A 25405-nucleotide genomic window follows, 5' to 3' on the forward strand; every position below is an offset into this window, starting at 1 on the left:
GGCTCTTAGCAATTCCTGGAGCATTTCCGCTTCTTCTTCGAATCGCGAAAACGCTCTAACCTTTGGTTGGATTGCAATTCCAGACGTAAACCGCCTATCGCATTTTGCTGGAATTGCTCTGGAGTGACGGCTCGTTCCGATGACAGTGGCCAAGAAACTGATACTTGCGTCCGGTTCGCCGCGTCGCGTCGAGCTTCTGGCGCAAGCCGGCATCGAGCCCGCGCGCCTGATGCCGATGGATCTCGATGAGACGCCGAAGCGTGCCGAACATCCGCGTTCGCTCGCAAGGCGCCTGTCGGCAGAAAAGGCGCGAGCGGCGCTTGCTGCAGTCAAGGGCGAGGCCGGCTGGGACGGAAGCTACATTCTGGCAGCCGATACGGTCGTTTGCGTTGGCCGCCGCATCCTGCCGAAACCGGAACTCGTCAGCGAAGCCTCGAGCGCGCTGCATCTTCTTTCCGGCCGCAGTCATCGCGTCTACACCGGCGTCTGCCTGATCACCCCGGACAAGACCGTGCGCCAGAAGGTCGTCGACACCAAGGTGCGCTTCAAGCGCCTGTCCGGTTTCGATATCGAAAGCTATCTCGCCTCGGGCCAATGGCGCGGCAAGGCGGGCGGCTACGGCATCCAGGGCATCGCCGGCAGCTTCGTGGTCAAGCTCGTCGGCTCCTACAGCAACGTCGTTGGCCTGCCGCTTTACGAAACCGTCAGCCTGCTTGTCGGCGAAGGCTATGACGTGCACAATCGTTGGCTGGAAGGCTGAACGAGTGACCGACGAAACGAAGAAAAGCGCTTCGAACGTTGCGCCCCTGCGCGCACCGCGCCCGTGTCCGGAATGTGGCCGGCCGTCGCATCGGGAACACTATCCCTTCTGCTCCGACCGCTGCCGCAACGTCGACCTCAATCGCTGGCTCTCCGGCTCCTACGCTATTCCGGTCGCCGACGACGAGGCGAAGGCCGACGACGGCGACGACCGCTAGGCGTACCGCTGCGGCCGGACCCGCCGGTCCGGCTTTTCCTTCCCCACATCCTCTTTGCCGCGAACGACGCCTCGAAGATCCTCGCGCGTCACCGGGTGCGTGCAATCATCTTTTTCGGCTTCCAACGGCCACTTTCCACGAAAAATGGACCAGGGAGAGAATGCGATCTCTCTGAAACTCCTCGCTTTTTCGGCGTTTCGATTGTCCACAGGATTTCGGTCAAAAAACTTTCATTTGGCGCTGGACACCGCCGAACAAGATGCTATAACCCCGCTCGTTCCCAGGGCAAACACAAGCGCCCCGATGGTTCCGAAAGGAGCCGATGCCCGAAACGGCAGGATGCCCGGATAGCTCAGTTGGTAGAGCAGCGGATTGAAAATCCGCGTGTCGGTGGTTCAAATCCGCCTCCGGGCACCATCTTTCTTCTCGAAGATCTTGGTTCCTTCAAGCGCTGGCGTGTCGTTTCCTTGCGTCCACTATGCGGCTGCGCTCCCTCAATACGTCGTCCACTCCTGCACCAGCATCTCGCGAAAGCGGATGGCGGCCGGTGATAGTCTGCCGCCGCGGCGTTCGACGAGGCCGATGGTGCGGCTGACGGTGGGGGCGGTCAGCGGCACGGTGGCGATCACTGGGTGTTCGACCTGGGGTGTGGCCAGCCGCGGCATCACGGAGATGCCGAGGCCCGCCTCGACGAGGCCGAGCGAGGTCGACAGGTGGTTGACCTCGTAGAACCAGTTGAGCTGCACCTGGGCCGTTGTAAGCGCCCGGTCGAGCACGGCACGGTTGCCGCTGGTCTTGCTGACCCCGATCAGCGGGTGGCCGGTCAGATCCGCCCAGGTCAGTTGCTTCGAGGTCGCCAGCGGATGATCGCGGCGGCAGGCGAGCACGAACGGGTCGTCGACGAGCGGCGTGAAGCTGAGATCAGGGCGCGCCGCCCCAGTGATGTTGATGCCGAATTCGACCTCGCCGTTGGCGACCGCATCAAGCCCCTCATTGGCCGAGAGATCGAGGATTCGGAAGCGGATACCCGGGAATTTCTCGTTGAAGGATTGCACAACCCTGGGAAGAAAATAGAAGGCCGCGGTCGGGACCGAGGCGATGGTGACCTGGGCGCGGTGTCGCCCACCGAGGTCGCTGATCGAGAGGATCGATTCCTCGAATTCGTCGACCAGACGCCTGACCAGTGGCAGAAGCTCCCGCCCGACCTGCGTCGGCGCCACGTGCCGGGTCGTGCGTTCGATCAACTGCGCGCCGACGGAGGCTTCAAAGCCCTTGATCCGCCGTGAAAGCGCAGGTTGTGAAAGATTGAGCTGGCGGGCAGCTTCGTTGAACGAGCCGAGGTCGAGTACGGCGAGAAAAGCCTTGAGGTCGAGGAATTCGAAATTATTGCGCATATCGGAATAATTACGCCATTCTTTGCATTTCACAACAGATTTGATCCGTGAGATCCCTCCGATCAGCCGGTTGCGGCCGGTTCGAAGGAGCATGCGGAATGGATGACTTGATCAGGATACCCTGCGTGATGATGCGCGGCGGAACGTCGAAGGGACCGTTTTTTCTGTCTCGCGATCTTCCGGCTGATCCCGTCGAGCGCGACCGCCTGCTGATCGAAATCATGGGCTCCGGCCACCCGCTGCAGATCGACGGTCTCGGCGGTGGCAACTCGCTGACGAGCAAGGTCGCGATCGTCGGTCCGTCGAGCCGTCCGGAAGCTGATGTCGATTATCTCTTCGCCCAGGTGAAGGTGCTGGAGCGCAGCGTCGATACGGCGCCGAACTGCGGCAACATGCTCTCGGCCGTCGGCCCGTTCGCCATCGAGGCCGGCCTGGTTCTGCCGACCGGCGACGAAACGGTCATCAAGGTTCACAACGTCAACACCGGCAAGATCATCGACGCCCGCATTCAGACCCCCGGCGGCGCGATCGCCTATCAGGGAGAGGCCGCCATCGACGGCGTGCCGGGCAAGGCCGCCCCTGTCTATCTGGCCTTTCGCGATGCGATCGGCGCCAAGACCGGCCGACTGCTGCCGAGCGGCAAGGCGACCGATGTCATTCTCGGTCTTGAAGTAACGCTGCTGGACGGCGCAACGCCGGTGGTGATCATCACCGCCGAGGATATGGGCTACAGCGGCTCGGAGCCCGCTGCAGCTTTCGACGCCGATGCGGCTTTCATGGCCCGGCTCGAGGAAATCCGGCGGGAGGCCGGAAGGCTGATGGGGATGGGGGATGTCAGCCAGTCGGTTCTGCCGAAGCCGGTGCTGATCGGGGCGCCCGCGAGCGGCGGCGATCTGGCCGTGCGCTATTTCACGCCCGCCAATTGCCACACCGCGCTTGCAACGACCGGTGCCGTGAGCCTCGGTTTGGCGGCAACGATCCCGACCGGCCTCGTGGGTCGGCGTTTTCCGGAGCTTTCGCTGCCGGCGACGCTCGCCTTCGAGCACCCGACCGGTGAACTGCGGGTGAGGGTCGAGAAGGCAATAGGAGACAATAGCCCGACTGTGTCTGTGATGCGCACCACGCGTCGGCTGTTTGAAGGTGCGGCTCTTGTTCGCAAAGACGCTTAGGGTCTTGCAGAGCAACGTGTCGCGAATGCATTAACGAACTGGGAGGAGAACAAAATGCCCATGAAATTTACCCGTCGCGTCGCCCTGGCCCTGTGCGGGGCCGCCATGACCATGTCGGTCGCAGCCCCTATGATGGCGCAGGATGCGTATCCGTCCAAGCCGATCACGCTGGTGGTTTCCTATGCCGCCGGCGGCGGCACAGATGCCATCGCCCGCGTCTTTGCCGCGCGGCTTGAAAAGGCGCTCGGCGGTCGCGTCATCGTCGAAAACCGGCCGGGTGCCGCCGCCAACCTTGGAACCGAAGTCGCCGCTGCGGCTGATCCCGACGGCTACACCCTGCTGATCGGCAATCAGGGCCCGATGGTCGTCAACCCGCATATCTTCAAGCTGAAGGCCGATCCGGGCACGGACCTCGATCCGATCGCGATGATCGCGGATGCGTCCCTCGTCGTCGTTGTCGGACCATCGCTCAAGGTCAACACGCTCGGCGAACTGGTCGAGGCGGCCAAGTCCGGCGAGCTGGTCTATGGTTCGGCCGGCAACGCCTCGGCCAGCCATCTCGGCGCGCTGCTGCTCGGCCAGACCGCCGGCATCAAGGTCAGGCACGTTCCTTACAAGGGCGCAGGCCCGGCGGTGAACGATCTCGTCGGCGGCCACATTGACTTCATGGTCACCACCATTCCCTCGGCGATCGGGCTGATCGAGAGCGGCACGCTGAAGGCGCTTGCCGTCACCGGCGACAAGCGCTTTGCGAGCCTGCCGGATGTGCCGACCGCCATTGAAGCCGGCGTTCCGGGCTACACGGCCTCGGCCTGGTATGGCCTCGTCGGTCCGAAAGGCATGCCGGCGGACGTAAAGTCGAAGCTCGAGGCGGCGACGACCGAGACGCTCAGCGATGCCGACGTGCTCGACAAGCTGAAGAACGACGGCGCCGTGCCGTCCTCCATGGGCCCCCAGGCCTTTGCCGATTTCATGGCCAAGGAGCGCGCGCGCTGGGGCGACGTGGTGAAAGCGGCCGACATCAAGGTCGAGTAAGATGGAAGCCACGTCCACGAACACTGAAACCGAGCCCTCTGCGGGAGGGCTCGGCCGGGAGAGGCTTGCCGGCATCGTGCTGGTCGGCCTCGGCGGGCTTGGCCTGTGGGCCGGCTCCGATCTGCCCTTCATGACCTCGGAAGGCGTCGGCTCGGGGCTGATGCCGCGGCTGCTTTCCCTCGTCATCCTGGGGCTCGGGCTCCTGCAACTGGTGCTGAGCCGAAAGGATCCGGGGCCTTCGACCGGCCGCTGGGCGATCCGCGAGACGATCCCCGTCATCCTCGGCGTCGTTCTCTTTGCCGTTACGGTGCGTGGCTATCATCTCGGTCCGGTTACCATTCCCGGTCTCGGCCTCTCGATCGCCTGTCCGCTGGCGGTCGTCGCTTCCGGCCTGGCCGCGCGCGATGCCCGCCTTGGCGAACTTCTTGTCTTTGCCGCCGTGCTAACAGCCTTCTGCATCGGCCTCTTTCGCTATGCGCTCGGGCTTTCGGTTCCCGTTGCGCCCTGGCTTCTAGGATACTGAGATGCTGGACGTCTTTATCAATCTCGGCCTCGGCATGACCGTGGCGTTCACCCTGCAGAACATCGCGCTCTGCTTCATCGGCTGTCTCATCGGCACGCTGGTGGGCGTGTTGCCGGGCGTCGGCCCGGTTGCCACCATCGCGATCCTGCTGCCGGTCACCCTCTCGCTCGATCCGACCGGCTCGTTGATCATGCTCGCCGGCATCTATTACGGCGCCCAGTACGGCGGCTCGACCACGGCGATCCTCGTCAACATTCCCGGTGAGGCAACCGCGGTCGTCACCGCCATCGACGGCCACAAGATGGCCCAGAAGGGCCAGGCGGGGCTTGCGCTCGGCCTGGCGGCGATCGGTTCGTTCTTTGCCGGCACGGTTGCCACCATCGTGATTGCCGCTCTCGGCGTTCCGATGACGCGCATGGGCCTTCTCTTCGGCCCGACCGAGTATTTTTCGCTGATGATCATGGGCCTCGTTTTTGCCGTCGTGCTGGCGCACGGCTCGCTTCTGAAGGCGGTTTCGATGATCCTCATCGGCGTGCTGCTCTCCTGTGTCGGCGCCGATATGGAAACGGGTCGCGAGCGCATGACCTTCGGCCTTGAAATGCTCCAGGACGGCATCGAATTCGTCGTGCTGGCCATGGGCATCTTCGGCTTCGGCGAGATCTTCAAGAACCTTGCCGATCCGGAATCCCGCGATGTCGTGCGCAGCCGCATCGGCCGCCTGTGGCCGACGCTGAAGGAGCTGAAGGATAACTTCCCGCCGATCCTGCGCGGCACCTTCCTCGGCTCTGTCCTTGGCGTTCTGCCGGGCAACGGCGCGATCCTCGGCCCCTTTGCCAGCTATGCGGTGGAAAAGCGTATGTCGAAGCGGCCGCAGGACTTCGGCCATGGCGCACCGGCGGCCGTCGCCGGCCCGGAAAGCGCCAACAATGCCGGCGCGCAGACCTCGTTCATCCCGCTTCTCACCCTCGGCCTGCCGCCGAATGCGGTGATGGCGCTGATGGTGGGCGCGATGATGATCCAGGGCATCGTGCCCGGGCCACAGGTGATCGAGCGCAATCCGGAACTGTTCTGGGGGCTCATCGCCTCGATGTGGATCGGCAACCTCATGCTGGTCATCATCAACCTGCCGCTGATCGGTCTGTGGGTGAAGCTGCTGCGCGTGCCCTATCGCCTCCTGTTTCCGGCCATCGTCTGCTTCTGCTGCATCGGCCTCTACTCGATCGCCAACGATGCGGCCCAGGTAATGATGGCCGCCCTGTTCGGGATCATCGGCTACGCCCTCTACAAGCTCGAATTCGAGCCTGCGCCGCTGGCGCTCGGCTTCGTGCTAGGCCGCTTGCTCGAGGAGAAGCTGCGCCAGTCGCTGATCATCTCCGGCGGCAGCCCGCTGACCTTCCTGCAATCGCCGCTGTCGGCAATTCTGCTGGCGATCGCCGTCATGGCGCTTGTGATCGCCATCTCGCCGTCGATGCGGCGAAACCGCGACGAGGTCTTCAAGGAAGCCTAAGGTTTGCTTCTAAACGTTGGGAAGGCCACGGGCACGCCGCGCCCGTGGCCTTCCTGTTTTCGGGCAGGCGCGCGAGGTATCGTCGCCGATCGGTCAAGAACATCGCTCTCTTCACAAGTGCGCGGAAGCGGCGTAATCTCCAAGGATATTCTTAAGTAGAAATAATTTAAGTAATAGATCCTGCGGGGACAAAGGAATGGCTGCGACGGGAGCGCGCGGCGACAGGCGGGAGCAAATTGACGGGCTTCGCGTGATCGCCATGACGGGGGTATTGTACGTTCATTACTGGAACGAGCATCCCACACTTGAATCTGTTCGAGTTTCACTCTTCTTCATCATCAGCGGCTTCTTGATCGGGGTGATCCTGCTGTCGGCAAAAGACACCCAGGCAACGATCAACGTCACCAATTTCTACATTCGCCGCTCGCTACGCCTGCTTCCGGCGCTGTTCCTGATGCTGTTCGTGGCGGCACTGTTCAACATGGATGGCATACGCAACAGCCTGGCGTGGCACACGTTTCAGATGTCGAGCCTGTATTTCGCCATCACTCAGGACTGGGAGCCCTGGGTTGCCGCGCATCTCTGGAGCCTCAACATCGTCGAGCAGTTCTACCTTACCGCTCCGCTGATCATCATCTTCCTGAGCCGGCGGCACATATTCGTGGCCTATGTCCTCATCTTCACGATGTCGGTGATCGCCCGAACCTATAGCGACGAGCTCGGTCTTCTCGCCTGGTCAAACATCGTTCTTGCCTTTGACCCGGTGGCGGCAGGGGCGATCCTGGCGCTGGTCAAGGACAATGCCGATGTGCGGGCGGTTCTGACGAGCAAGCTCAACAACCTCGCATCTGTCGCGATCATCGCGTCGCCTCTCTTCGTCGGTTTCAAGTTCGGCCATTCGGAAACCTATAAGTTGCTTTGCATCTACGCGCTGGCCTCGATCGTTCTGAGTTCCTACATCGGATACAAGGGCGTGTCGGCCTATCTCCTGGCAAACCCCGTCACGCGCTTCCTCAGCCGCGTCAGTTACGCGACCTATGTGTACCACATGGCGCTCTGGTGGCTGGTCGCAGAACAGTGGCCGGCGCTCTACAGGGCGGGGCCGATGACGTTCCTTATCATGAGCACCATCACGGTCATCGTCGCGACGATTTCCTGGCATCTGGTGGAAAAGCACTTCGACGCCCTGAAAGCCCTGTTCCCCGTAACCCAACCGGTGCCGCTGGCGGCCGAGCGTGCCTGACCCCGCCTGCAGGGCGAGGAGCAAGGGCGCAATTATTGCCAACCATCGGAAGGGCTGACGCAATATTTGCGCCCCGAGGCGAGGTTTCTTAAGTCGGTGTTAACCACGTATTTGGTTGTATCGCCACAATCACAGCGGCCCATGAAGGGCATTTTTCAATTTTAAGATGTCACTAATATGGTCAGCATTCTCACGAACGCTGGAGCGATTTCTGCGCTCCAGACTCTGCGTACGATTAACTCCGACATGGCTCAGGTCCGCGGGCAACTGAACTCGGGCCTGAGAATTCAGACGGCGGCCGACAACGCCGCCTATTGGTCGATCTCGACAACCATGCGCTCCGACGCCAAGGCCGTGTCTGCGGTCCAGGACGCGCTCGGGCTGGGAGCGGCCAAGGTCGAGACGGCCTATGCGGCGATGGATGCCGTTACCGGTATTCTCAGCGAGTTCAAGGCCAGGCTGGTGACGGCGAGGGAGCCCGGCGTCGACAAGGGCAAGCTCCAGAAGGAGCTCGACCAGCTCAAGCAGCAGATCCTGAGCATCGTGGATTCGGCGAGCTTCAGCGGACAGAACTGGCTGAGAACCAATGTCTCCGACATCTATGACAGCGATCTGAATCGCACGTCCGTCGCCTCCTCGTTTTCGAGAGACGCCCGAAACGGCGTGTCGCTGAACACGGCCGACTTTTTCCTGCGGGACTCCTCGCTGTTCAACAGCACCGGCGGCGGCATCCTGCAGGCCGACACGCGGGATCTGAGGACCGTCGGCGGGATCCGCTTCGTGACCTCGGTCGATGTCGACGGCTACACCACCAACAGCAACTACAACAACCGGGCGGGCCAGGCTGGCGAATTCGTGTTCCATTTCACGGGGCCGCTCAGTTTTTCGAACGCGGGCGACAAGATCACGTTTGACGTCATCGTCGACAAGGACAGCAGCTCTCAAGGTCTCTCGCTGCCGCTACACGCCGGAAAGACGACCTCGGTCACCGTCGATCGCACCACCGTCGACACGGTGCTCGGCGCCACTGCCAACGGCGTGATATCGGACTACACGCAATATGCAGCAGTGCTCGACCACGCGGTCAAGCAGGCGGGGGCCGGCGCCACGGTCAAGACATATAGACACCCCTATGAGCCTTACGCCCCCATTATCAATCAAATCGGCTTCATGACACAGCAGAACTCCGGCCTCGACGGGTCCTATGTCGAGGTCGCCAATCTGGTCGTCAGCACGTCGAGCGGCGGCGGAGCTGGTCTCGTTGAAAACTCGGATTTCGGCGAGCGCGGATCGGAGATGACGCTGACGTTCGAGCAATTCGAGGTCTACAAGGACGTCGTCGTATCCTTCAATTTTTCGGTGAACGGCGAAGCTCCCAGCACCCATTCCTTCGACCGCAATCAGGTGAACGCGCTGCTGGGCAAGGATACCGGCAAGATCGAAACGGTCGACGAGATGGTGACGGTGCTTCAGTCGCTCATCACCCGGCCGAACACCATCATTCAGAACAACGGCTCAGGCGGCATCCTGATAAAGTCCGATCCGGCCGTCGATCGGAAATCCGGTGCCGGAACCTTTATCGGCTTCACCAACATTGACGTGAACATCGAACCGATCGCCCGCAGAAACTTCCTTGACGTCGATATCGCGGCCAACCCGCAATCGGTCGATTCCTATCTCCACTACATCGAAGTCGTCCTGCAGCGGACCATCGACGGTGCAGCGGCGCTCGGTTCGCTGCTGTCGCGCATCGACATGCAAACGACCTTCGCTCAAACGCTGATGGCGACGATCGACAAGGGGGTCGGGCGCCTGGTGGATGCCGACATGAACGAGACATCGACGCGGCTGAAGGCCTTGCAGTCGCAGGAGCAGCTCGGCATTCAGGCTTTGCAGATCGCCAACTCCGACGCTCAGAACATCCTGCAGCTCTTCCGCTGAGACAAGCCGCAGAGGTGGATTTGGAGGGCGCGATTAAGAGGGGAAAATATCGTCGGCTCTGCCGACCTGGCTTCGACTGACCCGGGAACTTAACCCAGCCGAGACTCCTCGGCTGTCACCTGCGTTACAGGCGTGTCGCAGCTTCTGCCTATTCTGGCGCCCGGGAGGACCTGAGCGGCGCAGTTCGTCGCCGCACAATTTAGGCCGCGACGTCCGGAAAAAACGGGGGCGCGGCCGGGTCAACGAGGATTAGACATGCGTAAACTTGCGACACTCTCTCTGGCAGCTTTGGTGACTGCGACGGTCGCCGTGGGCGGCGTTGCTCCGGCATTTGCCGGCGGAAGCTACTACAAGGGCGTATCGACAACGCCCATCAACGAAGGCCACAAGAGCGAGAAGTACAACCCTGAGGCCAAGGTCGTGAACCGCCCGCCGCCGCGCAACGGCGCCTATTACAAGGGCATCATGCGCAAGTAATGCGGTATCCGTGGGGCGTGCGTGGTCAAGCGGCCTTTTTGCCCGTCGCGCTACCCGGCATAACCTGCGAAACAAACGAGGGCGCCAGCGGCGCCCTTTATATTTTAAAGCAGAACGTGGTTGAGGATGTCGCTTTCGCTGACCACTAGGTTCGGCAGGTGCCCCTTGCGAAGATAGTGCTTGCGATCGCTGTCGGCCGTGACGAAGACGGCGGTGCGGCCAATTTCGTCCGGCGTGAGTTCCGTTGTACCGGGAACGACGGCGATATGGGAGCGCAGGCCAAGGTCACGCAACAGCTCTTCGATCGCACCATGGTCTTCGACGCCGTGCAGCACCAGACGATCGATCTCGGCGACCGCGTTCGTGTGCCACATCACCGTCTGCAGGGCGACCATGAGCGGCAGAACGCCCTTTGATCGCTGCAGTTCGGGATGGTGTTCGAAGCCGCCGAGCATCAGGCGAGTATAAAGCTCATAGGCGCGGATGTAGTCCTTCTTCGCGAGCCACATGCGCAGGGCGACCGTCATGCGCAGCATGGTGAAATCCCTCACCTGCGCATCGAGATAGGCCCGGCGCTCCGGTGTTAGCCGCACGGCGCCGCGCTTGGCACCGGAATAGAGAAAATATTCAAGGCCGCCGCGGTAGCTGTCCCAGGCGGTGAGCACGTCGGCATGGCCGGCTTGCGGTCGGTCGCGGGCGATCTTCGAACGGGTGACCTGTCGGTAGAACGGCTTTCTCAGGAAGGCGACGGCGCCCTGCTCCAGAAAATGGGCGAGATAGGCGAAGGCCCAGTAGGCGAAGTTCCTGGGCACCCAGGCCGACCGTAGCGCCGACGCCCGGTAGATGCCGATTTCCGGAAACACGTGTCGCTCGCAGAGGAAGTCGAACACTTCCTCGGAAGCGCGCTTCTTGAACTTCGTGTCCTTGTCGACGATGTAGAACGGCGGATCGTCGCGCTCCTCGACTTCGTCATGCGTGTACCAGGGCGCGTAGCAAGCGGTGACTTCCGGATTGAGATCCAGGTAGCGGATCGCCTCGCGCATGCCTTCGTTGATCAGGATGTCGTCGTCGGCGAGATAGAGCACATATTCGCCGGTCGCGCGGCTGAAGGCGCTGACGACGTTGGCGCCGGAACCGTAGTTCTCCGCCTGCCTGAGGTAGCGGATCGGCAGGCCCTTGGCGATGAAACGCTCGGCCACGTCGCGCGTGTCGTCCGTAGACGCGTTGTCGGAGATGATGATCTCGTACTTATAGGAGAATTGGTAAAGGTCGACGAAGTAGGCGAGCGACTTCTCGAGAAAGGCTGCGCGATTGTAGGTTGGAATGCAAATGCTCAGCTTAACCTGGCTCACGCGCCTCTCCATGGTGCTTTTCTCGCGCGGTTTCCAGTCTCTTCGGACGTTGCCGTTGCCCGCATCGCCAGCCTTGGCGCTGCCCGCACGGCGCAGGTGTTCCGCGCATACAGGGAACGCCCCCTGCACATTCCTTATTCCGCTTCGATCTTGTGTGAGCCTTGTCTTGGATAGGCGATGTCGGCCCCCTCTCGGCGCCGGTCGAGCGCAGTTAACGCTTTGTTAACCATGCTGGCGCACTCTCGGATCAGGCTCACGCCGCCCCTTGTGCGACGGACCGGAGCTGCCGGACGGGATACGCCGTCGCGTTCGTTCCGATGGAGCCGAGGTAAGGGTGTACGATATGGCAGAGCACATGATGAAAATGCTGATGAGCATCATGGCCGCGCTCTCGTTCGGCTCCCTGCTCTTTCTCGTGGCCATCCTCTAGGGCTCTCTGCCCTCAAGGCCACCGCGTCCTTCGACGCCTGTCAGGGATAAAGGTAGAATTCGTCCCAGCTCTCGTGCGGCACAAGCTCGCCGATCTTGTATTCGAAGGACAGGACATCCAGGTGCTCGGCGTCGGTGCGGCACTTGAACTTCAGCTTGTACCATTCGCCCTTGCTGCGGAACACGGCGCCCGGCGCCTTCATCTTGTCTTCCTTCACGACCGGTTCGGCGAAAGTATAGGCAATCACCTTGTCCGGTTTGAAGCTCGACTTGTCGGCGTTGATGCGCTCCATCGCTTCGGTGTCGCAGCGCTGCTCCAGGCGGGTCTGCGGGTCGAGCTTCTCGAACTGACGTACCAGGGACTGATCCATCGCCAGCGCCGGGGAGAATGTGGCGGTGAAGACGAGCGGGTACGCGAGTAGCTTCATGCTTGACGGACTCCTAGGAACGGAAAGGACCAACCCGGCAAATCACTGCCGGGGCGCGCCTGCGGTTTCAGTTAAGCTTTGTGGCCATTCCAAGGCAGGCCCCGTATCCGCAACGGCAAACTACGCTTCCGATACGTCGATCCACTCGGCGCCGGTCAGCTCGGCGATGCGGGTCGGGCTGATGTGCACAGCCGCATTGGTGGCACCGGCGGCCGGCACGACGATGTCGTAGGCCTTGAGCGACAGGTCGCAATAGATGCTGTGCGGCTTGGCGAGACCGAAGGGGCAGACGCCGCCGACCGGGTGGCCGGTCTCGGCTTCCACCTCGTCGAACCCAAGCATGCGGGCCTTTGTGCCGAAGCGGGCCTTGTACTTCTTGTTGTCGAGGCGGGCGTCGCCACGCGTGACGATCAGGATCACGTCGTCGCCGACGCGAAGCGCCAGCGTCTTGGCGATCTGGGCGGGCTCGACGCCGTGGCCCTCGGCCGCAAGAGCAACCGTGGCGGTGCTTTGTTGTAGCTCGATGACGTCGATATCTGGGGCGTGCTGGGAGAAGAAGTCTTTGACGGAGGTCAGGCTCATGGCGAACAGTTCACGCTATTGAAAAGGCAAGGGGCGGCCGCCGCGGCGCAAGAAGCGCTATGGTCCTTCGTGCCGGGCGCGCAAATCTCTCAATCGTCGTTGGAAGCGTCAAGGTCTTCCGGGCGCAGACCTTCCTGCTGCGGTGGCAGGTAGCCGTGATTGGTGAACCAGTTTTCGAGGATCGCGATGATCGCCTGATCCCGTGTCTGCATTCCCGGGTGATCCGCAATGAACGACTTGAGCGCCGTTTCGATCTTGTCGGTGTAAAGAGCGTTCATGCTCGCCTCCGTCTGGCTATGTGCGATGTCCCGTCCAGCAGATCACAGTGCTACAGCCCCCTTTGCGCGTCCAGATGGAACGGCCGGGGATATCCCGGGCGCGAAGGGTACTGCGGCCGACGATGGGTCAGGCCTGTTTGACAATGCGGATCAGCACCAGAAGGATGACGGCACCGATCGTCGCGTGCAGGATCGCTGAAAGGATGCCGGTGCCGAGGCTGATACCGATCGCCGGAAAGAGGAAGCCGGCGATGAAGGCGCCGATGATGCCGACGACCATATTGCCGATGAGGCCGAAACCGCCGCCCTTGACAATGAGGCCGGCGAGCCAGCCGGCGACCGCGCCGACGATCAGGAAGACGAGAATGCTTTCAATGCCCATGAACGGGTCCCTTTCCGTTGAATCTCCAAGGGAAAGATAGATCAGGAATTGAAATCAGATAGGGGGCAATTTCATCGCGCAGCGATTTTTTGAGCCGTCGAGCGTGGGATGCGGCGCCGGGCCTCAAATGGCAGCCCGGCGCCGCTCGTTTCAGGGTCAGACGATACCGCCCCCGCCGCCGGCAACGGCCGGGCGCTCAGCCGCGACTTTCGCGCGGTAACCGCTCTTGCGATAGGCCGCGACAGGTGCGATTGCGCCGCCGCTTTCGAGCCGCGCCATTGCGAGAATAGGCTCGACGTCGGTGCGGAAGGCTACCTTCAGCGTCTCGCTCGCCATCAGCGCGTCGTTGTCGTCCTGGTAGCCCGCGAGCGCCTGGCGGTCGACAATCAGCGCCTGGGCATAGGCGCGGCAGACCTCGGTGGCACTCGTCATCAGGCTTTCGATCGGGTCGGTGACGTTGTGGCTCTGGTCGAGCATGTGCGCCGGCTCGAACCCCTTGGCCTTGCGGGTCTCCGCATCGACGAGTTCGTTGAAGACGAGGAACAGCCGGTAGGGATCGATCGAACCGGTGTCGAGATCGTCGTCACCATACTTCGAATCGTTGAAGTGGAAGCCGCCGAGCTTGCCGAACTGGATGAGGCGGGCGACGATCATCTCGATGTTGACGTTCGGCGCATGGTGGCCAAGGTCGACAAGGCAGAAGGCCTTGGGGCCGAGCTCCTGGGCGATCAGGTAGTTGCTGCCCCAGTCCTGGACGACGGTCGAATAGAAGGCCGGCTCGAACATCTTGTGTTCGGTGTAGACGCGCCAGTCATCCGGCAGCGCCGCGTAGACCGATTTCATCGCGTCGAGATAACGCTCGAAAGCGCGGGTGAAGTTGCTCTGGCCGGGGAAGTTGGAGCCGTCGCCGACCCAGACCGTCAGCGCCTTGGACCCAAGCTGCCGGCCGATCTCGATGCATTCGAGATTGTGCTCCACCGCTTGGGCGCGCGTGGCGGCGTCGGCATGCGACAGCGAGCCGAACTTGTAGGAATGTTCCTGGCCCGGCGCGTCGGAGAAGGTGTTGGAGTTCATCGCATCGAAACCGAGGCCGAGCGACGTGCCCTTCTCCTTTAGTTCGGAAATGTCGCTCACCTTGTCCCAGGGGATATGCAGCGAGACGGTCGGCGTCGCCCGGGTCAGCTGCTGGATGACCGCGCAATCCTCGAGCTTGTCGAAGATGTTGCGCGGTTCGCCCTTGCCGGGGAAGCGGGCAAAGCGCGTGCCGCCGGTGCCGACACCCCAGGAAGGGACGGCAACACCGTAGGCGGTGACCTTCCGTTTGATCTCGTCGATCGCGATGCCGCGCCGGCTGAGCCTTTCGCCGAGGCTCTCATAATCCCGGCGAAGTGCAGTGAGCCGGCTTTCGTTCTCGGCCTCGACGGTCGCCTGGCTGATCATGGTGGTCGTCATGAAACTCTCCTCGATCAGCGGGTGAAGGACTGGGCGTTGCCCGCGTCGACATTGATGATGTTGCCGGTCGATTTCGCCGACATGTCGGAGGCGAGGAAATAGATCGCCTCGGCGATATCCTCGGGGAAGACGCTGAGCTTCAGCATCGAGCGCTCGCGATAATGCGCCTCGAGGTCGTCCACATCCATCTTGTAGGCGGCGGCGCGCTGTTCCTTCCACTCGCCAGTCCAGATCTTCGAGCCGCGCAACACCGCGTCGGGGTTCACGACGTTGACGCGGATCTGCGCGCCAGCCCCTTCGAGCGCCAGGCAGCGGGCGAGGTGGATTTCGGCCGCCTTGGCGGTGCAATAGGCAGATGCGCCGGGGGAGGCGGCAAGACCGTTCTTGGAGGCGACGAAGACGACGTTGCCGCCGGCCTTCTGCTGGCGGAAGATGCGGAAGGCTTCACGCGAGACGAGGAAGTAGCCGGTCGTCAGGATGTCGATGTTCTTGGTCCAGAGCGCCAGCGTCGTGTCTTCGATGGCGGCTGACGAGGCGAGGCCGGCATTGGAGACCAGGATATCGAGGCCGCCGAAGGCGAGCAGAGCGTCGGCAAAACCGCCCTCGACCGCAGCTTCGCTGGTGACGTTCATGCTGACGGAGCGGACGAAATCCTTGCCGTAGCGCTTGGACAGTTCGCCTTCGGCCGCCGCAAGCGCGGTCTCATCGATATCGGCGAGCACGACGCAGGCGCCTTCCTGCATCAGCCGGTTGGCCGTCGCCTTGCCGATACCGCCGGCGCCGCCGGTAACGAGCGCGATGCGGCCGGCGAGGCTCTTCGGCTTCGGCATGCGCTGCAGCTTTGCTTCCTCCAGCAGCCAGTATTCGATGTCGAAGGCTTCCTGTTCCGGCAGGCCGACATAGGTGGAAACGCCGGAGGCGCCGCGCATGACGTTGATGGCGTTGACGTAGAACTCGCCGGAGATGCGGGCGGTCGCCTTGTCCTTGGCAAAGGTGATCATACCGACGCCGGGCACGAGATAGACGACCGCGTTCGGGTCGCGCATGGCGGGGCTGTCTTCGTGCTTGCAGCGCTCGTAGTAGGCCGCATAGTCGGCGCGATAGGCGGCGATCGCTTCGGGCAGCGCTGCCAGCGTCTTGTCGACATCGGGACTGGCCGGATCGAAATCGACCACCAGCGGCCGGATCTTGGTGCGCAGGAAATGGTCGGGGCAGCTGGTGCCAAGAGCGGCCAGCGGCTTCAGATCCTTCGACGTGACGAAATCGAGCACGGCCTGGCTGTCGTCGAAATGGCCGACCTTCTTCTCGTCGGCGCTGATCAGCCCGCGGATGACCGGCATCAGCTTGCGGGCGACGTCGGCGCGGGCGGCCGCGTCGAGCGCCGGCTTCGCCGCGCCGCCAAAAGCAGGCTTGGTGTTCTCGGCCTCGAACCAGGCGATCGCCTTGTTGATGATCTCGACCGTCGTCTCGTAGGCTTCTTTCGCCGTGTCGCCCCAGGTGAAGAGGCCATGGCTTTCAAGCACCACACCGCGTGCGCGCGGGTTTTCCAGGCAGAACTTTTCCAGCCACAGGCCGAGCTCGTAGCCCGGGCGCTTCCACGGCAGCCAGCCGATGTCGTCGCCGAAGATCTTTGCCGTCAGCTCGCGGCTGTTCTTGGCCGCGGCAATCGCGATGATTGCGTCGGGATGCATGTGGTCGACATGCTTCTTCGGCACGTAGGCATGCAGCGGCGTGTCGATCGAGGCGGCGCGTGGATTGAGGTTGAAAGTGCAGTGCGGCAGGTAGCCGACCATCTCGTCTTCGAACGCGACACCGCGATAAATCGACTTCAGCGCGTTGAGCTTGTCCATATAGAGAGTGGCAAAACCGTCGAGCTTGATCGTTCCGACGTCGCCGCCCGAACCCTTGACCCAGAGCACCTCGACCGTGCCGCCCCCAAGCGGATCCTTCTCCATCACCTTGGCCGAGGTGTTACCGCCGCCGTAGTTGGTGATGCGCTTGTCGGAGCCGAGCAGGTTGGAGCGATAGAGCAGGCGCTCGGATTCGCTCATGCCGGCAGCCTTTGCCTCGTCCCAAAGGTTTGCAAGTCGCGCACCCTGCTGCTTGTCGAGCATCTCGAATTTCCTCCCGGTCTGATATCGCGCGGCTTGGCGACCGCGCAGAGATGTGGTTGGCATCAGATCACAGGACTTGAGCGTTAAAGTCAATCAAAAACGATCAAGTTCGCGCATATTGCGCTGCACAATGAAAAAATATGATTGTTTGTGATTGACAATGGTCGATCGTGATGGAAGCATGAACGCCATCGGAGGAACGCATGCACGAGAAAGAAAGACACCGGATCATTCAGTCGGCGGTTCAGGAAAAACCCGTCGTCACCGTCCAGGAGCTGGTCGATCTGACCGACAGTTCCGAGGCGACGATCCGGCGCGATATTGCAGCCCTCCACGTGCAGAAGAAGCTGCGACGGGTGCGCGGCGGCGCCGAGGCGATCAATCCGCCGCAATTCGTCGGCCTTGCCGGTCGTCCGTTCAAGGTCAACGAGGGCCTGCACGCCCGCGAAAAACAGGCGATCGCCAAGGAGGCGGTGGCGCTCTGCGAGGATGGCGAGCCGATCATCATCAATGGCGGCACCACGACCTTTCAGATGGTGCATTTCCTCAGCAATCGGCGAATGCAGGTTTTCACCAATTCCTTCCCGATCGCCGAGCATCTTTTGAAGCATTCGAAGAACACGGTGATGCTGTCGGGCGGCACGATCTACCGCGAGCAGAACATCATCCTCAGCCCCTTCGACAATGACGTGACGCGCAATTTCTATGCGCGCCGCATGTTCATGGGGGCACAGGGCTTAGGCCCGCTCGGCCTGATGGAGGCGGATCCGCTGTTGATCCAGGCGGAGCAGAAACTGATCGACCAGGCCGACGAACTCGTCGTGCTGGTGGACTCCTCGAAGTTTCACAAGCGGTCGAGCCTCATCCTTTGCGGGCTGAAGCGGATCGCCACTGTCATTACGGATTCAGGCATCGAGGACAGGCATGCCGCGATGCTTGAAAATGCCGGTGTGCGGCTGGTCGTTGCCAGCTCGAGAGCCGGCACAGATGCGGAGAACATGTCCTCGTCCGCCTGAGGGGTGGGCGAGGAGAGGGGAAGGTGACGCTCACGGCCGGAGGGGCCGGGGCATCGCCAATGGAGGAAATCGCGCCGGCGACGCTTGTCGCGTGCCGGTCATTGGGAGGAAATGAGCATGAAGATCCTGAAGTCACTGATGGTCACGGCCGCCGTTTCGCTGGCGCTGATGGCCAATGCCGCGCATGCGGAAAACAAGAAGATCGCGCTCGTGGTCAAGGCGCTCGGCATCGGCTTCTTCGAAGCCGCCAACAAGGGCGCGCAGGAAGCCGCCAAGGAGCTCGGCGACGTCGAGGTGATCTATACCGGCCCGACGACGACGACCGCCGAAGGCCAGATCGAGGTGATCAACTCGTTGATCGCCCAGAAGGTTGACGCCATCGCCGTTTCCACCAACGACACCGACGCCCTCGTTCCGGCGCTGAAGAAGGCGATGGATCGCGGCATCAAGGTCATCTCCTGGGACTCAGGCGTCGCCAAGGATGGCCGCCTGATGCACCTGAACCCGTCGTCGAGCCCGCTGATCGGCAACATGATCATCAAGCTCGCCGCCGACAACCTGCCTGAGGGCGGCGATGTCGCGGTGCTTTCAGCAACGGCGACCTCGACCAACCAGAACACCTGGATCGCCGAGATGAAGAAGGTCCAGGGCAACTACAAGGGCATCAATGTCGTCGCGACCGTTTATGGTGACGACCTCGCCGACAAGTCCTATCGCGAAACGCAGGGCCTTATTCAGTCCTATCCGAACCTGAAGGCGATCATCGCGCCGACCTCGGTCGGTATCGTTGCCGCCGCCCAGGCCGTCACCGACGCCGGCAAGATCGGCCAGATCAACGTCACCGGTCTCGGCCTTCCCTCGGAAATGGCCGGCCACGTGAAGTCGGGCGCCTCCAAGTCTTTCGCGATCTGGAACCCGATCGACCTCGGCTACTCCGCAACGATGGTCGCCTACGACCTGATCAACGGTGCCGAAGCCAAGCCGGGTGCTGAACTGAAGATGGGCCGCATGGGTGCCGTCAAGCTCGACGACAACAACGAAGGCGCGATGGCCGACCCGTTCGTCTACGATGCCAAGAATGTCGAGGAATTCGCCAAGATCTTCTGATCCGGCGAAAGCCCCTCATCCGCCTGCCGGTCCCTTCTCCCCGCTTGCAGGGAGAAGGGACAAGCGGCAACGGTTTGCCCCCCCCTTCCCGACGAGGAGGGAAGAGAGCGGCATGCCCGTGCCTTCTCACCGCATGCGGGGAGAAGGTTAGGGTGAGAGGCAAGCCGCGCGGGCGGATACGAGGGCATACGAGGCCCGAACGACTTCGCGTTAATCGAAACGACTGAATGGTGGACTGTCTCTTGCTGCAGGATACGCTCACATCGCGGATGAAGCCCGCCATTGCGCTCGAAGGGATCTCGAAGTCCTTTCCCGGGGTGAAGGCGCTCTCCGATGTTTCGCTGGCGCTCTATCCGGGGTCGGTGACCGCGCTGATCGGCGAAAACGGCGCCGGGAAATCGACGCTGGTGAAGATCCTGACCGGCATCTACCAACCGGACGAGGGCACGATCTCCGTCGGTGATCAGGAGGCTCATTTCCCGACGGCGCTGGCGGCCGCACGCGCCGGCGTCACCGCGATCCATCAGGAAACCGTGCTCTTCGATGAGCTCTCGGTCGCCGAGAACATTTTCCTCGGCCACGCCCCGCGCAATCGCTTCGGGCTGATCGACTGGAAGAAGCTCAATGCCGATGCGCGTGCCTTGCTTTCGCGCGCCGGTGCCGATCTCGATCCGACCATCCGCCTGCGCGATCTCGGTATCGCCAAGAAACATCTGGTCGCGATCGCCCGAGCGCTGTCGATCGATGCGCAGGTGGTGATCATGGACGAGCCCACGGCCGCCTTGTCGCACAAGGAAATCCACGAACTCTATGCCCTCGTCGAACGGCTGAAGGCAGACGGCAAGGCGATCCTGTTCATCAGCCACAAGTTCGATGAAATCTTCCGCATCGCCGACCGCTACACGGTGTTTCGCGACGGAACGATGGTCGACGAAGGGCTGATCGCCGATGTCAGCCAGGACGAACTGGTGCGCCTTATGGTTGGCCGCGCTGTCGGTTCGGTTTACCCGAAGAAGGATGTGGCGATCGGCGAACCGGTGCTCACGGTCTCCGGCTACCGCCACCCGACCGAGTTCGAGGACATCAACTTCGAGCTTCGCCGAGGCGAGATCCTTGGCTTCTACGGCCTGGTCGGCGCCGGCCGTTCCGAGTTCATGCAGTCGCTGATCGGCGTCACCCGGCCATCGGCCGGTGCCGTCCGGCTCGATGGCGAGGTGCTGGTGATCCGCAGCCCGTCCGAAGCGATCCGGGCTGGCATCGTCTATGTGCCCGAAGAGCGCGGCCGCCAGGGTGCGATCATCGGCCTGCCGATCTTTCAGAACGTCACGCTGCCGTCGTTGTCGCGCACCTCGCGCTCGGGCTTCCTGAAGCTTGCCAACGAGTTCGCGCTTGCCCGCGAATACACCACGCGCCTCGACCTGCGCGCCGCCTCGCTCGATCAGGATGTCGGCACGCTTTCGGGCGGCAACCAGCAGAAGGTCGTGATCGCCAAGTGGCTGGCGACGAAGCCGAAGGTGATCATTCTCGACGAGCCGACCAAAGGCATCGACATCGGCTCCAAGGCCGCCGTGCACGCCTTCATGAGCGAGTTGGCGGCACAGGGCCTGAGCGTCATCATGGTCTCCTCGGAAATCCCGGAGATCATGGGCATGTCCGACCGCGTCATCGTGATGCGCGAGGGGCGGATCGCCGGGCGCTTCGAGCGCGCCGAACTGACGGCGGAAAAGCTGGTGCGTGCCGCAGCCGGCATTCAGGAGGCCGCGTGATGGCAAACATCCTCAGGAATCGCGAACTGCTGCTGGTCGGCGCGATCGCCGTGCTGCTGGCGCTGATCACCTGGCGTTTCCCGCCCTTCGTCGCGCCCGCGAACCTCGGGCGCGTCTACAACGACACGTCGATCCTGATCATTCTGGCGCTTGGCCAGATGGCGGTGATCCTGACGCGCTGCATCGATCTTTCGATGGCCGCCAACCTCGCGCTCTCGGGCATGGTGGCGGCGATGCTGAACGCCGCCTTTCCGGGCCTGCCGATCCCGCTGATCATCCTTGCGGCAGTTGCGCTCGGCACTTTGCTCGGCATGATCAACGGCGCGCTCGTCTGGAAGCTTGACATTCCGCCGATCGTCGTAACCCTCGGCACGCTCACCATCTATCGCGGCCTGATCTTTCTCTTGAGCGGCGGCAAGTGGATCAATGCCCACCAGATGAGCGACGCCTTCAAGGCATTGCCGCGCGACGAGCTCTTTGGTTTCCCGGTTCTCTCCTGGCTCTCGCTGGTGATGATCGCGCTCGTTTTCCTGCTGATGAGCCGCACGGCGCTCGGACGCGCCTTTTATGCGGTCGGCGGCAATCCGCACGCGGCGGTCTATACCGGCATCGATGTCGGCCGCACCCGCTTCTCGGCCTATTGCATATCCGGCGCGCTTGCCGGGCTCTCGGGCTATCTTTGGGTGTCGCGTTATGCCGTCGCCTATGTCGACATCGCCGCCGGCTTCGAACTCGACATCATCGCAGCCTGTGTGATCGGCGGCATATCGATCGCCGGCGGCATCGGCACGGTAGCAGGCGCGGTGCTCGGTGCGCTGTTCCTTGGCGTGATCAAGAACGCCTTGCCGGTCATCAATATCTCGCCCTTCGCCCAATTGGCGATTTCGGGCATGGTCATCATTGTCGCTGTTGCCGTCAACGCCCGCGCCGAGCGGCGCAAGGGCCGCGTCATCTTGAGAAAGGCGGAGGCTGTCTGATGGCCGAGACGCACCTTACCCCACGACATATCCCCGATCGGCTGGAAGGCCGCAGCGCGCGCCTGCTGAAGAGCTGGGAAAGCCTGCTGCTTGTCGTCGCCTGCCTCATCTTTCTCGGCAACTCGCTGGCCTCGCCCTACTTCCTCGACCCGTGGAACCTCTCGGACGCGACCTTCAACTTCACCGAAAAGGCGATGATTGCCTTCGCCATGGCGCTGGTGATCATTTCCGGCGAGATCGATCTGTCGGTGGCCTCGATCATCGCGCTCGCCTCGACGGCGATGGGCTATGCCGTGCAACTTGGCTTCGACACGCCGGCGCTGGTGGTGATCGGTCTCTCTGTCGGGCTTCTTTGCGGTGCGATCAACGGCCTCTTGATCACCGGTCTCGGGTTGCCCTCGATCGTGGTGACCATCGGCACCATGAGCCTCTTCCGCGGTCTTTCCTTCATCATCCTCGGCGACCAGGCTTTCACCGGTTATCCCGACAGCTTCTCGTGGTTCGGCCAAGGCTATGTCTGGTGGGTGTTCTCCTTCGAGTTCACGCTCTTCGTTTCCCTCGCGGTCGTCTACGGCGTCGTCTTGCACAAGACAAATTTCGGCCGCGCGGTCTATGCCATCGGCAACAATCAGACGGCGGCGCTCTTCTCCGGCATCCGCGTTGCGCGCATCAAATTCATCCTCTTCCTCCTGACCGGGTTGATGGCCGGGCTTGCCTCGATCTGCCTGACCTCGCGCCTCGGCTCGACGCGCCCGTCGATCGCGCTCGGCTGGGAGCTGGAGGTGGTAACGATGGTGGTACTCGGCGGCGTCAACATTCTCGGTGGCTCCGGCACCATCCCGGGCGTCGTGCTGGCCGCCCTGATCATGGGTATGGTGACCTTCGGTTTCGGCCTGCTCAACGTGCCGGGCATCGTCATGTCGATCTTCATCGGCCTGCTGCTGATCTCGGTGATCGCGCTCCCCATTCTCTGGCGGCGCGCCCGTCAGCGTCTCGCACATTGAGGATCCGATGGAAAAATACGCGTTCCGTATGCGCCTGAACCCAGGCATGGCCGCCGAATACAGGGCGCGGCACGATGCCATCTGGCCGGAACTGGCCACCCTGCTGAAGGAGGCCGGCGTCTCCGACTACTCCATCCATCTGGACGAGGAGACCAGTCTGCTTTTCGGTGTGCTCTGGCGGACCGACGATCACCGCATGGCCGACCTGCCGTCCCATCCCATCATGCAGAAATGGTGGGCCTATATGGCCGATATCATGGAAACCCATGGCGATAACGAACCGGTGGCGGTGCCGCTGACGACCGTTTTCCATTTGGACTGAAAAGATGCGGGTTGTTGGCGTTATCGATATCGGCAAGACCAATGCCAAGGTCGCAGCCGTTGATCTCGACCGTTTCGAGGAGATCGCCGTCCGCAAGACGGCGAATGCGGTGCTGACTGATGGTCCTTATCCGCATTTCGATGTCGAGCGTCTCTGGGCCTTCCTGCTCGAAAGCCTCGCGTCACTCCATGCCGAACACGCCTTTGAGGCGATCTCGATCACCACCCACGGCGCGACCGCCGTCGTGCTCGACGCATCAGGCAACCTGGCGCTTCCGGTTTTAGACTATGAGCACGCCGGTCCCGACAGCCTCGCCGCCGAGTATGATAATGTCAGGCCGCCCTTTTCCGAGACCGGCTCCGCGCGCCTGCCGATGGGCCTCAATGTCGGCGCCCAGCTCTATTGGCAGCAGAAGACCTTTCCCGACGACTTCGCCAGGGTCGCCTCGGTCCTCACCTATGCGCAATATTGGACCTATCGACTGACAGGTACGCTCTGTAACGAGCTGACCTCGCTCGGCTGCCACACGGATCTCTGGACCCCACGGGCAGGGACATTCTCGTCTCTTGTCGAAAGCCAGGGCTGGACGCCCCTCTTCGCACCGGTGTTGAAGGCGAGCGATATCGCCGGAACGCTACTGCCAGAGCTTTGTTCGGCAACGGGCATTGCATCAGGGACCCCCGTCTATTGCGGCATTCACGATTCCAACGCCTCGCTGCTGCCGCATCTCCTGACACGTACCTCGCCCTTCTCGGTGGTCTCAACCGGCACCTGGGTGGTGATGCTTGCGGTCGGTGCCGAGGCGAAGATGCTCGATGAACACCGCGACACGCTGATCAACGTCAACGCGCTTGGCGATCCCGTACCCTCCGCCCGCTTCATGGGCGGCCGCGCCTTCCAGCTTCTGTTGGGGGAGGGGGCGCGCCCTGTGTCGCCGCAAACGGAAGAGGCCGTGGCCGGGGCCGGCCACATGCTGCTGCCGTCCATTCCCGAGGGATCCGGTCCCTTTCCGGCCGCAAAAGCGATCTGGACGACGGACGAACGGGAGCTTGGCCCCGCCGAACGCTTTGTCGTCGTCTCGTTCCATCTGGCGCTGATGACAGCCACCTGTCTCGACCTGATCGGCGCGCGCGGCGATATCGTCGTCGAAGGGCCCTTTGCTTCCAACAGGACCTATCTGCGCATGCTCGCCGCAGCGACGGGCCGGCCGGTCTTTGCCGATCCCCACAATATCACGGGTACGAGCCTCGGTGCTGCGTGTCTGGTTAAGGGATCCGCGGTCAGGACCGGGGTCGAGCCGCTTGCGGGCGAGATCGCGGAGAGCCTCGCCGCCTATGCGCAGGCATGGCAAAAGGCGACGCAGGACCATGTGTGCAAAGAAAAGCGGCCGTAGAACATCCGTCCCCGGCCGCAGAGATGCCTGGTTGTGTCAGTAAGAGACGGGCTAAAGCCCGATCAAAACACAGAGCTGCGCTTTGCCGACCGGTTGTGCTCGATGTTGAGCACGATCGATACTGCCATCATTGTCAGGATTGCTGTGAGTGCGGCGCCAATGCCAAGAACAATCATTGTTCGTTTCCTGTAAGCGCATCGTCATGATGTCGCTTTGCGTGATGCGAAGGTTTCTTCGCGCATGCAGCGCCCACTTCACTTTCGCTTCGATACGCGAGCGCAAGTCGAAGTACAATTCTAAACTCTTGTGATTGAGAACCTGTTGGTTTCAGGCGTGTTTATTACAGTTTTGTTGCAGCGCAAAAATGGCGCGTGAAAACACCCTGTGAATTTTAGTGATTCCGATTAGAGGCGAGGGACCGTTAACCTTCAAGCAAGGAATTAACCATAAACATGGTCCCACACGTCGGAATGGGATAATTCACAAGTCTCCTCAAGGCATGATGCCGCCCCGCCGTACCGGTTCCGGTCCGGTATC

At 62.1% G+C, this 25405-nt stretch carries 25 protein-coding genes and 1 tRNA gene; 17 read left to right on the forward strand and 9 right to left on the reverse strand.

Annotation, left to right across the window (positions count from 1 at the left end):
- The first annotated feature begins 139 nt into the window (after positions 1–139).
- From FA04_RS01130 to FA04_RS01140, 3 genes are all read left to right on the forward strand, one after another.
- Entirely contained in the window at positions 140–760 is a 621-nt protein-coding gene (locus FA04_RS01130; protein WP_034797002.1) for a Maf-like protein, read from the forward strand.
- Positions 729–977, forward strand: a complete 249-nt coding sequence (gene yacG / locus FA04_RS01135; protein ID WP_051659366.1) for a DNA gyrase inhibitor YacG — start codon at positions 729–731, stop codon at positions 975–977. Before FA04_RS01130 ends, yacG begins: the two co-directional genes overlap by 32 nt.
- A 341-nt stretch (positions 978–1318) precedes the next feature.
- Positions 1319–1394 (forward strand) — tRNA-Phe (locus FA04_RS01140).
- 77 nt (positions 1395–1471) lie between these two features.
- On the opposite strand, the gene FA04_RS01145 is transcribed toward FA04_RS01140, so the two are convergent.
- Complete coding sequence (locus tag FA04_RS01145) at positions 1472–2371, reverse strand: LysR family transcriptional regulator (RefSeq protein WP_034796999.1); 900 nt, start codon at positions 2369–2371, stop codon at positions 1472–1474.
- Positions 2372–2469: 98 nt separating this feature from the next.
- On the opposite strand from FA04_RS01145, the gene FA04_RS01150 reads away from it, so the two are divergent.
- The 7 genes from FA04_RS01150 to FA04_RS01180 all read left to right on the forward strand — a co-directional run bounded on the left by FA04_RS01150 (position 2470) and on the right by FA04_RS01180 (position 10266).
- Positions 2470–3540: a 4-oxalomesaconate tautomerase gene (locus FA04_RS01150; RefSeq protein WP_034796997.1), complete on the forward strand. Its 1071-nt coding sequence runs from the start codon at positions 2470–2472 to the stop codon at positions 3538–3540.
- 54 nt (positions 3541–3594) lie between these two features.
- The gene (locus FA04_RS01155) at positions 3595–4575 is read left to right on the forward strand and encodes a Bug family tripartite tricarboxylate transporter substrate binding protein (protein ID WP_234798726.1); all 981 of its coding nucleotides are present in this window, start codon (positions 3595–3597) and stop codon (positions 4573–4575) included.
- A 1-nt stretch (position 4576) separates the two neighbouring features.
- Positions 4577–5098: a tripartite tricarboxylate transporter TctB family protein gene (locus tag FA04_RS01160; protein ID WP_082566601.1), complete on the forward strand. Its 522-nt coding sequence runs from the start codon at positions 4577–4579 to the stop codon at positions 5096–5098.
- 1 nt (position 5099) lies between these two features.
- On the forward strand, positions 5100–6605 hold the full coding sequence (locus FA04_RS01165) for a tripartite tricarboxylate transporter permease (RefSeq protein ID WP_034796995.1): 1506 nt from the start codon (positions 5100–5102) through the stop codon (positions 6603–6605).
- A gap of 196 nt (positions 6606–6801) precedes the next feature.
- The gene (locus FA04_RS01170; RefSeq protein WP_034796993.1) at positions 6802–7848 is read left to right on the forward strand and encodes an acyltransferase family protein; all 1047 of its coding nucleotides are present in this window, start codon (positions 6802–6804) and stop codon (positions 7846–7848) included.
- 177 nt (positions 7849–8025) lie between these two features.
- A complete protein-coding gene (locus FA04_RS36660) occupies positions 8026–9789 on the forward strand; it encodes a flagellin N-terminal helical domain-containing protein (protein ID WP_034796991.1) in 1764 nt (587 codons plus the stop codon).
- Positions 9790–10044: 255 nt separating this feature from the next.
- Positions 10045–10266 (forward strand): hypothetical protein, encoded by a 222-nt coding sequence (locus FA04_RS01180; protein ID WP_034796981.1) that lies wholly within the window; start codon positions 10045–10047, stop codon positions 10264–10266.
- Between the two features lie 104 nt (positions 10267–10370).
- On the opposite strand, the gene FA04_RS01185 is transcribed toward FA04_RS01180, so the two are convergent.
- From FA04_RS01185 to FA04_RS01215, 7 genes are all read right to left on the reverse strand, one after another.
- Entirely contained in the window at positions 10371–11618 is a 1248-nt protein-coding gene (locus tag FA04_RS01185) for a glycosyltransferase family 2 protein (protein WP_034797586.1), read from the reverse strand.
- A gap of 470 nt (positions 11619–12088) precedes the next feature.
- Positions 12089–12475: a DUF930 domain-containing protein gene (locus tag FA04_RS01190; RefSeq protein ID WP_034796975.1), complete on the reverse strand. Its 387-nt coding sequence runs from the start codon at positions 12473–12475 to the stop codon at positions 12089–12091.
- 120 nt (positions 12476–12595) lie between these two features.
- The gene (locus tag FA04_RS01195; RefSeq protein ID WP_034796972.1) at positions 12596–13057 is read right to left on the reverse strand and encodes a YbaK/EbsC family protein; all 462 of its coding nucleotides are present in this window, start codon (positions 13055–13057) and stop codon (positions 12596–12598) included.
- A gap of 89 nt (positions 13058–13146) precedes the next feature.
- On the reverse strand, positions 13147–13335 hold the full coding sequence (locus FA04_RS01200) for a hypothetical protein (protein ID WP_034796970.1): 189 nt from the start codon (positions 13333–13335) through the stop codon (positions 13147–13149).
- A 127-nt stretch (positions 13336–13462) separates the two neighbouring features.
- Positions 13463–13717 carry a GlsB/YeaQ/YmgE family stress response membrane protein gene (locus tag FA04_RS01205; protein ID WP_034796969.1) on the reverse strand — a complete coding sequence of 85 codons (255 nt, stop codon included), beginning with the start codon at positions 13715–13717 and terminating at the stop codon, positions 13463–13465.
- Positions 13718–13873: 156 nt separating this feature from the next.
- Positions 13874–15169 carry an L-rhamnose catabolism isomerase gene (gene rhaI, locus FA04_RS01210; RefSeq protein ID WP_034796968.1) on the reverse strand — a complete coding sequence of 432 codons (1296 nt, stop codon included), beginning with the start codon at positions 15167–15169 and terminating at the stop codon, positions 13874–13876.
- 14 nt (positions 15170–15183) lie between these two features.
- Positions 15184–17283: a bifunctional rhamnulose-1-phosphate aldolase/short-chain dehydrogenase gene (locus FA04_RS01215; protein WP_034796967.1), complete on the reverse strand. Its 2100-nt coding sequence runs from the start codon at positions 17281–17283 to the stop codon at positions 15184–15186.
- Positions 17284–17486: 203 nt separating this feature from the next.
- On the opposite strand from FA04_RS01215, the gene FA04_RS01220 reads away from it, so the two are divergent.
- The 7 genes from FA04_RS01220 to FA04_RS01250 all read left to right on the forward strand — a co-directional run bounded on the left by FA04_RS01220 (position 17487) and on the right by FA04_RS01250 (position 24868).
- The gene (locus FA04_RS01220) at positions 17487–18299 is read left to right on the forward strand and encodes a DeoR/GlpR family DNA-binding transcription regulator (RefSeq protein WP_034796966.1); all 813 of its coding nucleotides are present in this window, start codon (positions 17487–17489) and stop codon (positions 18297–18299) included.
- Positions 18300–18416: 117 nt separating this feature from the next.
- A complete protein-coding gene (gene rhaS / locus FA04_RS01225; RefSeq protein WP_034796964.1) occupies positions 18417–19406 on the forward strand; it encodes a rhamnose ABC transporter substrate-binding protein in 990 nt (329 codons plus the stop codon).
- Between the two features lie 269 nt (positions 19407–19675).
- Positions 19676–21172, forward strand: coding sequence for a sugar ABC transporter ATP-binding protein (locus FA04_RS01230; protein ID WP_034797583.1), 1497 nt, complete (start codon positions 19676–19678; stop codon positions 21170–21172).
- The gene (locus FA04_RS01235) at positions 21169–22149 is read left to right on the forward strand and encodes an ABC transporter permease (RefSeq protein ID WP_034796963.1); all 981 of its coding nucleotides are present in this window, start codon (positions 21169–21171) and stop codon (positions 22147–22149) included. Before FA04_RS01230 ends, FA04_RS01235 begins: the two co-directional genes overlap by 4 nt.
- Entirely contained in the window at positions 22149–23153 is a 1005-nt protein-coding gene (locus tag FA04_RS01240; protein ID WP_034796962.1) for an ABC transporter permease, read from the forward strand. Before FA04_RS01235 ends, FA04_RS01240 begins: the two co-directional genes overlap by 1 nt.
- Before the next feature lie 7 nt (positions 23154–23160).
- On the forward strand, positions 23161–23475 hold the full coding sequence (gene rhaM / locus FA04_RS01245; protein ID WP_034796960.1) for an L-rhamnose mutarotase: 315 nt from the start codon (positions 23161–23163) through the stop codon (positions 23473–23475).
- A gap of 4 nt (positions 23476–23479) precedes the next feature.
- Complete coding sequence (locus tag FA04_RS01250) at positions 23480–24868, forward strand: FGGY-family carbohydrate kinase (RefSeq protein WP_034796958.1); 1389 nt, start codon at positions 23480–23482, stop codon at positions 24866–24868.
- 51 nt (positions 24869–24919) lie between these two features.
- Here FA04_RS01250 and FA04_RS34960 read toward each other — a convergent pair whose 3' ends face one another.
- Positions 24920–25162: a hypothetical protein gene (locus tag FA04_RS34960; protein WP_156552927.1), complete on the reverse strand. Its 243-nt coding sequence runs from the start codon at positions 25160–25162 to the stop codon at positions 24920–24922.
- Between the last annotated feature and the right edge of the window lie 243 nt (positions 25163–25405).

Source organism: Ensifer adhaerens (genome assembly GCF_000697965.2).
GTDB lineage: Bacteria > Pseudomonadota > Alphaproteobacteria > Rhizobiales > Rhizobiaceae > Ensifer > Ensifer adhaerens.

Bases quoted from the DNA above. Each gene is read 5' to 3' on its own strand.
- FA04_RS01240 (WP_034796962.1), top strand. From the start codon at position 22,149: ATGGCCGAGACGCACCTTACCCCACGACATATCCCCGATCGGCTGGAA.
- FA04_RS01150 (WP_034796997.1), top strand. From the start codon at position 2,470: ATGGATGACTTGATCAGGATACCCTGCGTGATGATGCGCGGCGGAACG.
- rhaM (WP_034796960.1), top strand. From the start codon at position 23,161: ATGGAAAAATACGCGTTCCGTATGCGCCTGAACCCAGGCATGGCCGCC.
- rhaS (WP_034796964.1), top strand. From the start codon at position 18,417: ATGAAGATCCTGAAGTCACTGATGGTCACGGCCGCCGTTTCGCTGGCG.
- FA04_RS01170 (WP_034796993.1), top strand. From the start codon at position 6,802: ATGGCTGCGACGGGAGCGCGCGGCGACAGGCGGGAGCAAATTGACGGG.
- yacG (WP_051659366.1), top strand. From the start codon at position 729: ATGACGTGCACAATCGTTGGCTGGAAGGCTGAACGAGTGACCGACGAA.
- FA04_RS36660 (WP_034796991.1), top strand. From the start codon at position 8,026: ATGGTCAGCATTCTCACGAACGCTGGAGCGATTTCTGCGCTCCAGACT.
- FA04_RS01215 (WP_034796967.1), bottom strand. From the start codon at position 17,283: ATGCTCGACAAGCAGCAGGGTGCGCGACTTGCAAACCTTTGGGACGAG.
- FA04_RS01205 (WP_034796969.1), bottom strand. From the start codon at position 13,717: ATGGGCATTGAAAGCATTCTCGTCTTCCTGATCGTCGGCGCGGTCGCC.
- FA04_RS01180 (WP_034796981.1), top strand. From the start codon at position 10,045: ATGCGTAAACTTGCGACACTCTCTCTGGCAGCTTTGGTGACTGCGACG.
- FA04_RS01145 (WP_034796999.1), bottom strand. From the start codon at position 2,371: ATGCGCAATAATTTCGAATTCCTCGACCTCAAGGCTTTTCTCGCCGTA.
- FA04_RS01220 (WP_034796966.1), top strand. From the start codon at position 17,487: ATGCACGAGAAAGAAAGACACCGGATCATTCAGTCGGCGGTTCAGGAA.
- FA04_RS01160 (WP_082566601.1), top strand. From the start codon at position 4,577: ATGGAAGCCACGTCCACGAACACTGAAACCGAGCCCTCTGCGGGAGGG.
- FA04_RS01190 (WP_034796975.1), bottom strand. From the start codon at position 12,475: ATGAAGCTACTCGCGTACCCGCTCGTCTTCACCGCCACATTCTCCCCG.
- FA04_RS01165 (WP_034796995.1), top strand. From the start codon at position 5,100: ATGCTGGACGTCTTTATCAATCTCGGCCTCGGCATGACCGTGGCGTTC.
- FA04_RS01130 (WP_034797002.1), top strand. From the start codon at position 140: ATGACAGTGGCCAAGAAACTGATACTTGCGTCCGGTTCGCCGCGTCGC.
- FA04_RS01195 (WP_034796972.1), bottom strand. From the start codon at position 13,057: ATGAGCCTGACCTCCGTCAAAGACTTCTTCTCCCAGCACGCCCCAGAT.
- FA04_RS01155 (WP_234798726.1), top strand. From the start codon at position 3,595: ATGCCCATGAAATTTACCCGTCGCGTCGCCCTGGCCCTGTGCGGGGCC.
- FA04_RS01250 (WP_034796958.1), top strand. From the start codon at position 23,480: ATGCGGGTTGTTGGCGTTATCGATATCGGCAAGACCAATGCCAAGGTC.
- FA04_RS01230 (WP_034797583.1), top strand. From the start codon at position 19,676: ATGAAGCCCGCCATTGCGCTCGAAGGGATCTCGAAGTCCTTTCCCGGG.
- rhaI (WP_034796968.1), bottom strand. From the start codon at position 15,169: ATGACGACCACCATGATCAGCCAGGCGACCGTCGAGGCCGAGAACGAA.
- FA04_RS01200 (WP_034796970.1), bottom strand. From the start codon at position 13,335: ATGAACGCTCTTTACACCGACAAGATCGAAACGGCGCTCAAGTCGTTC.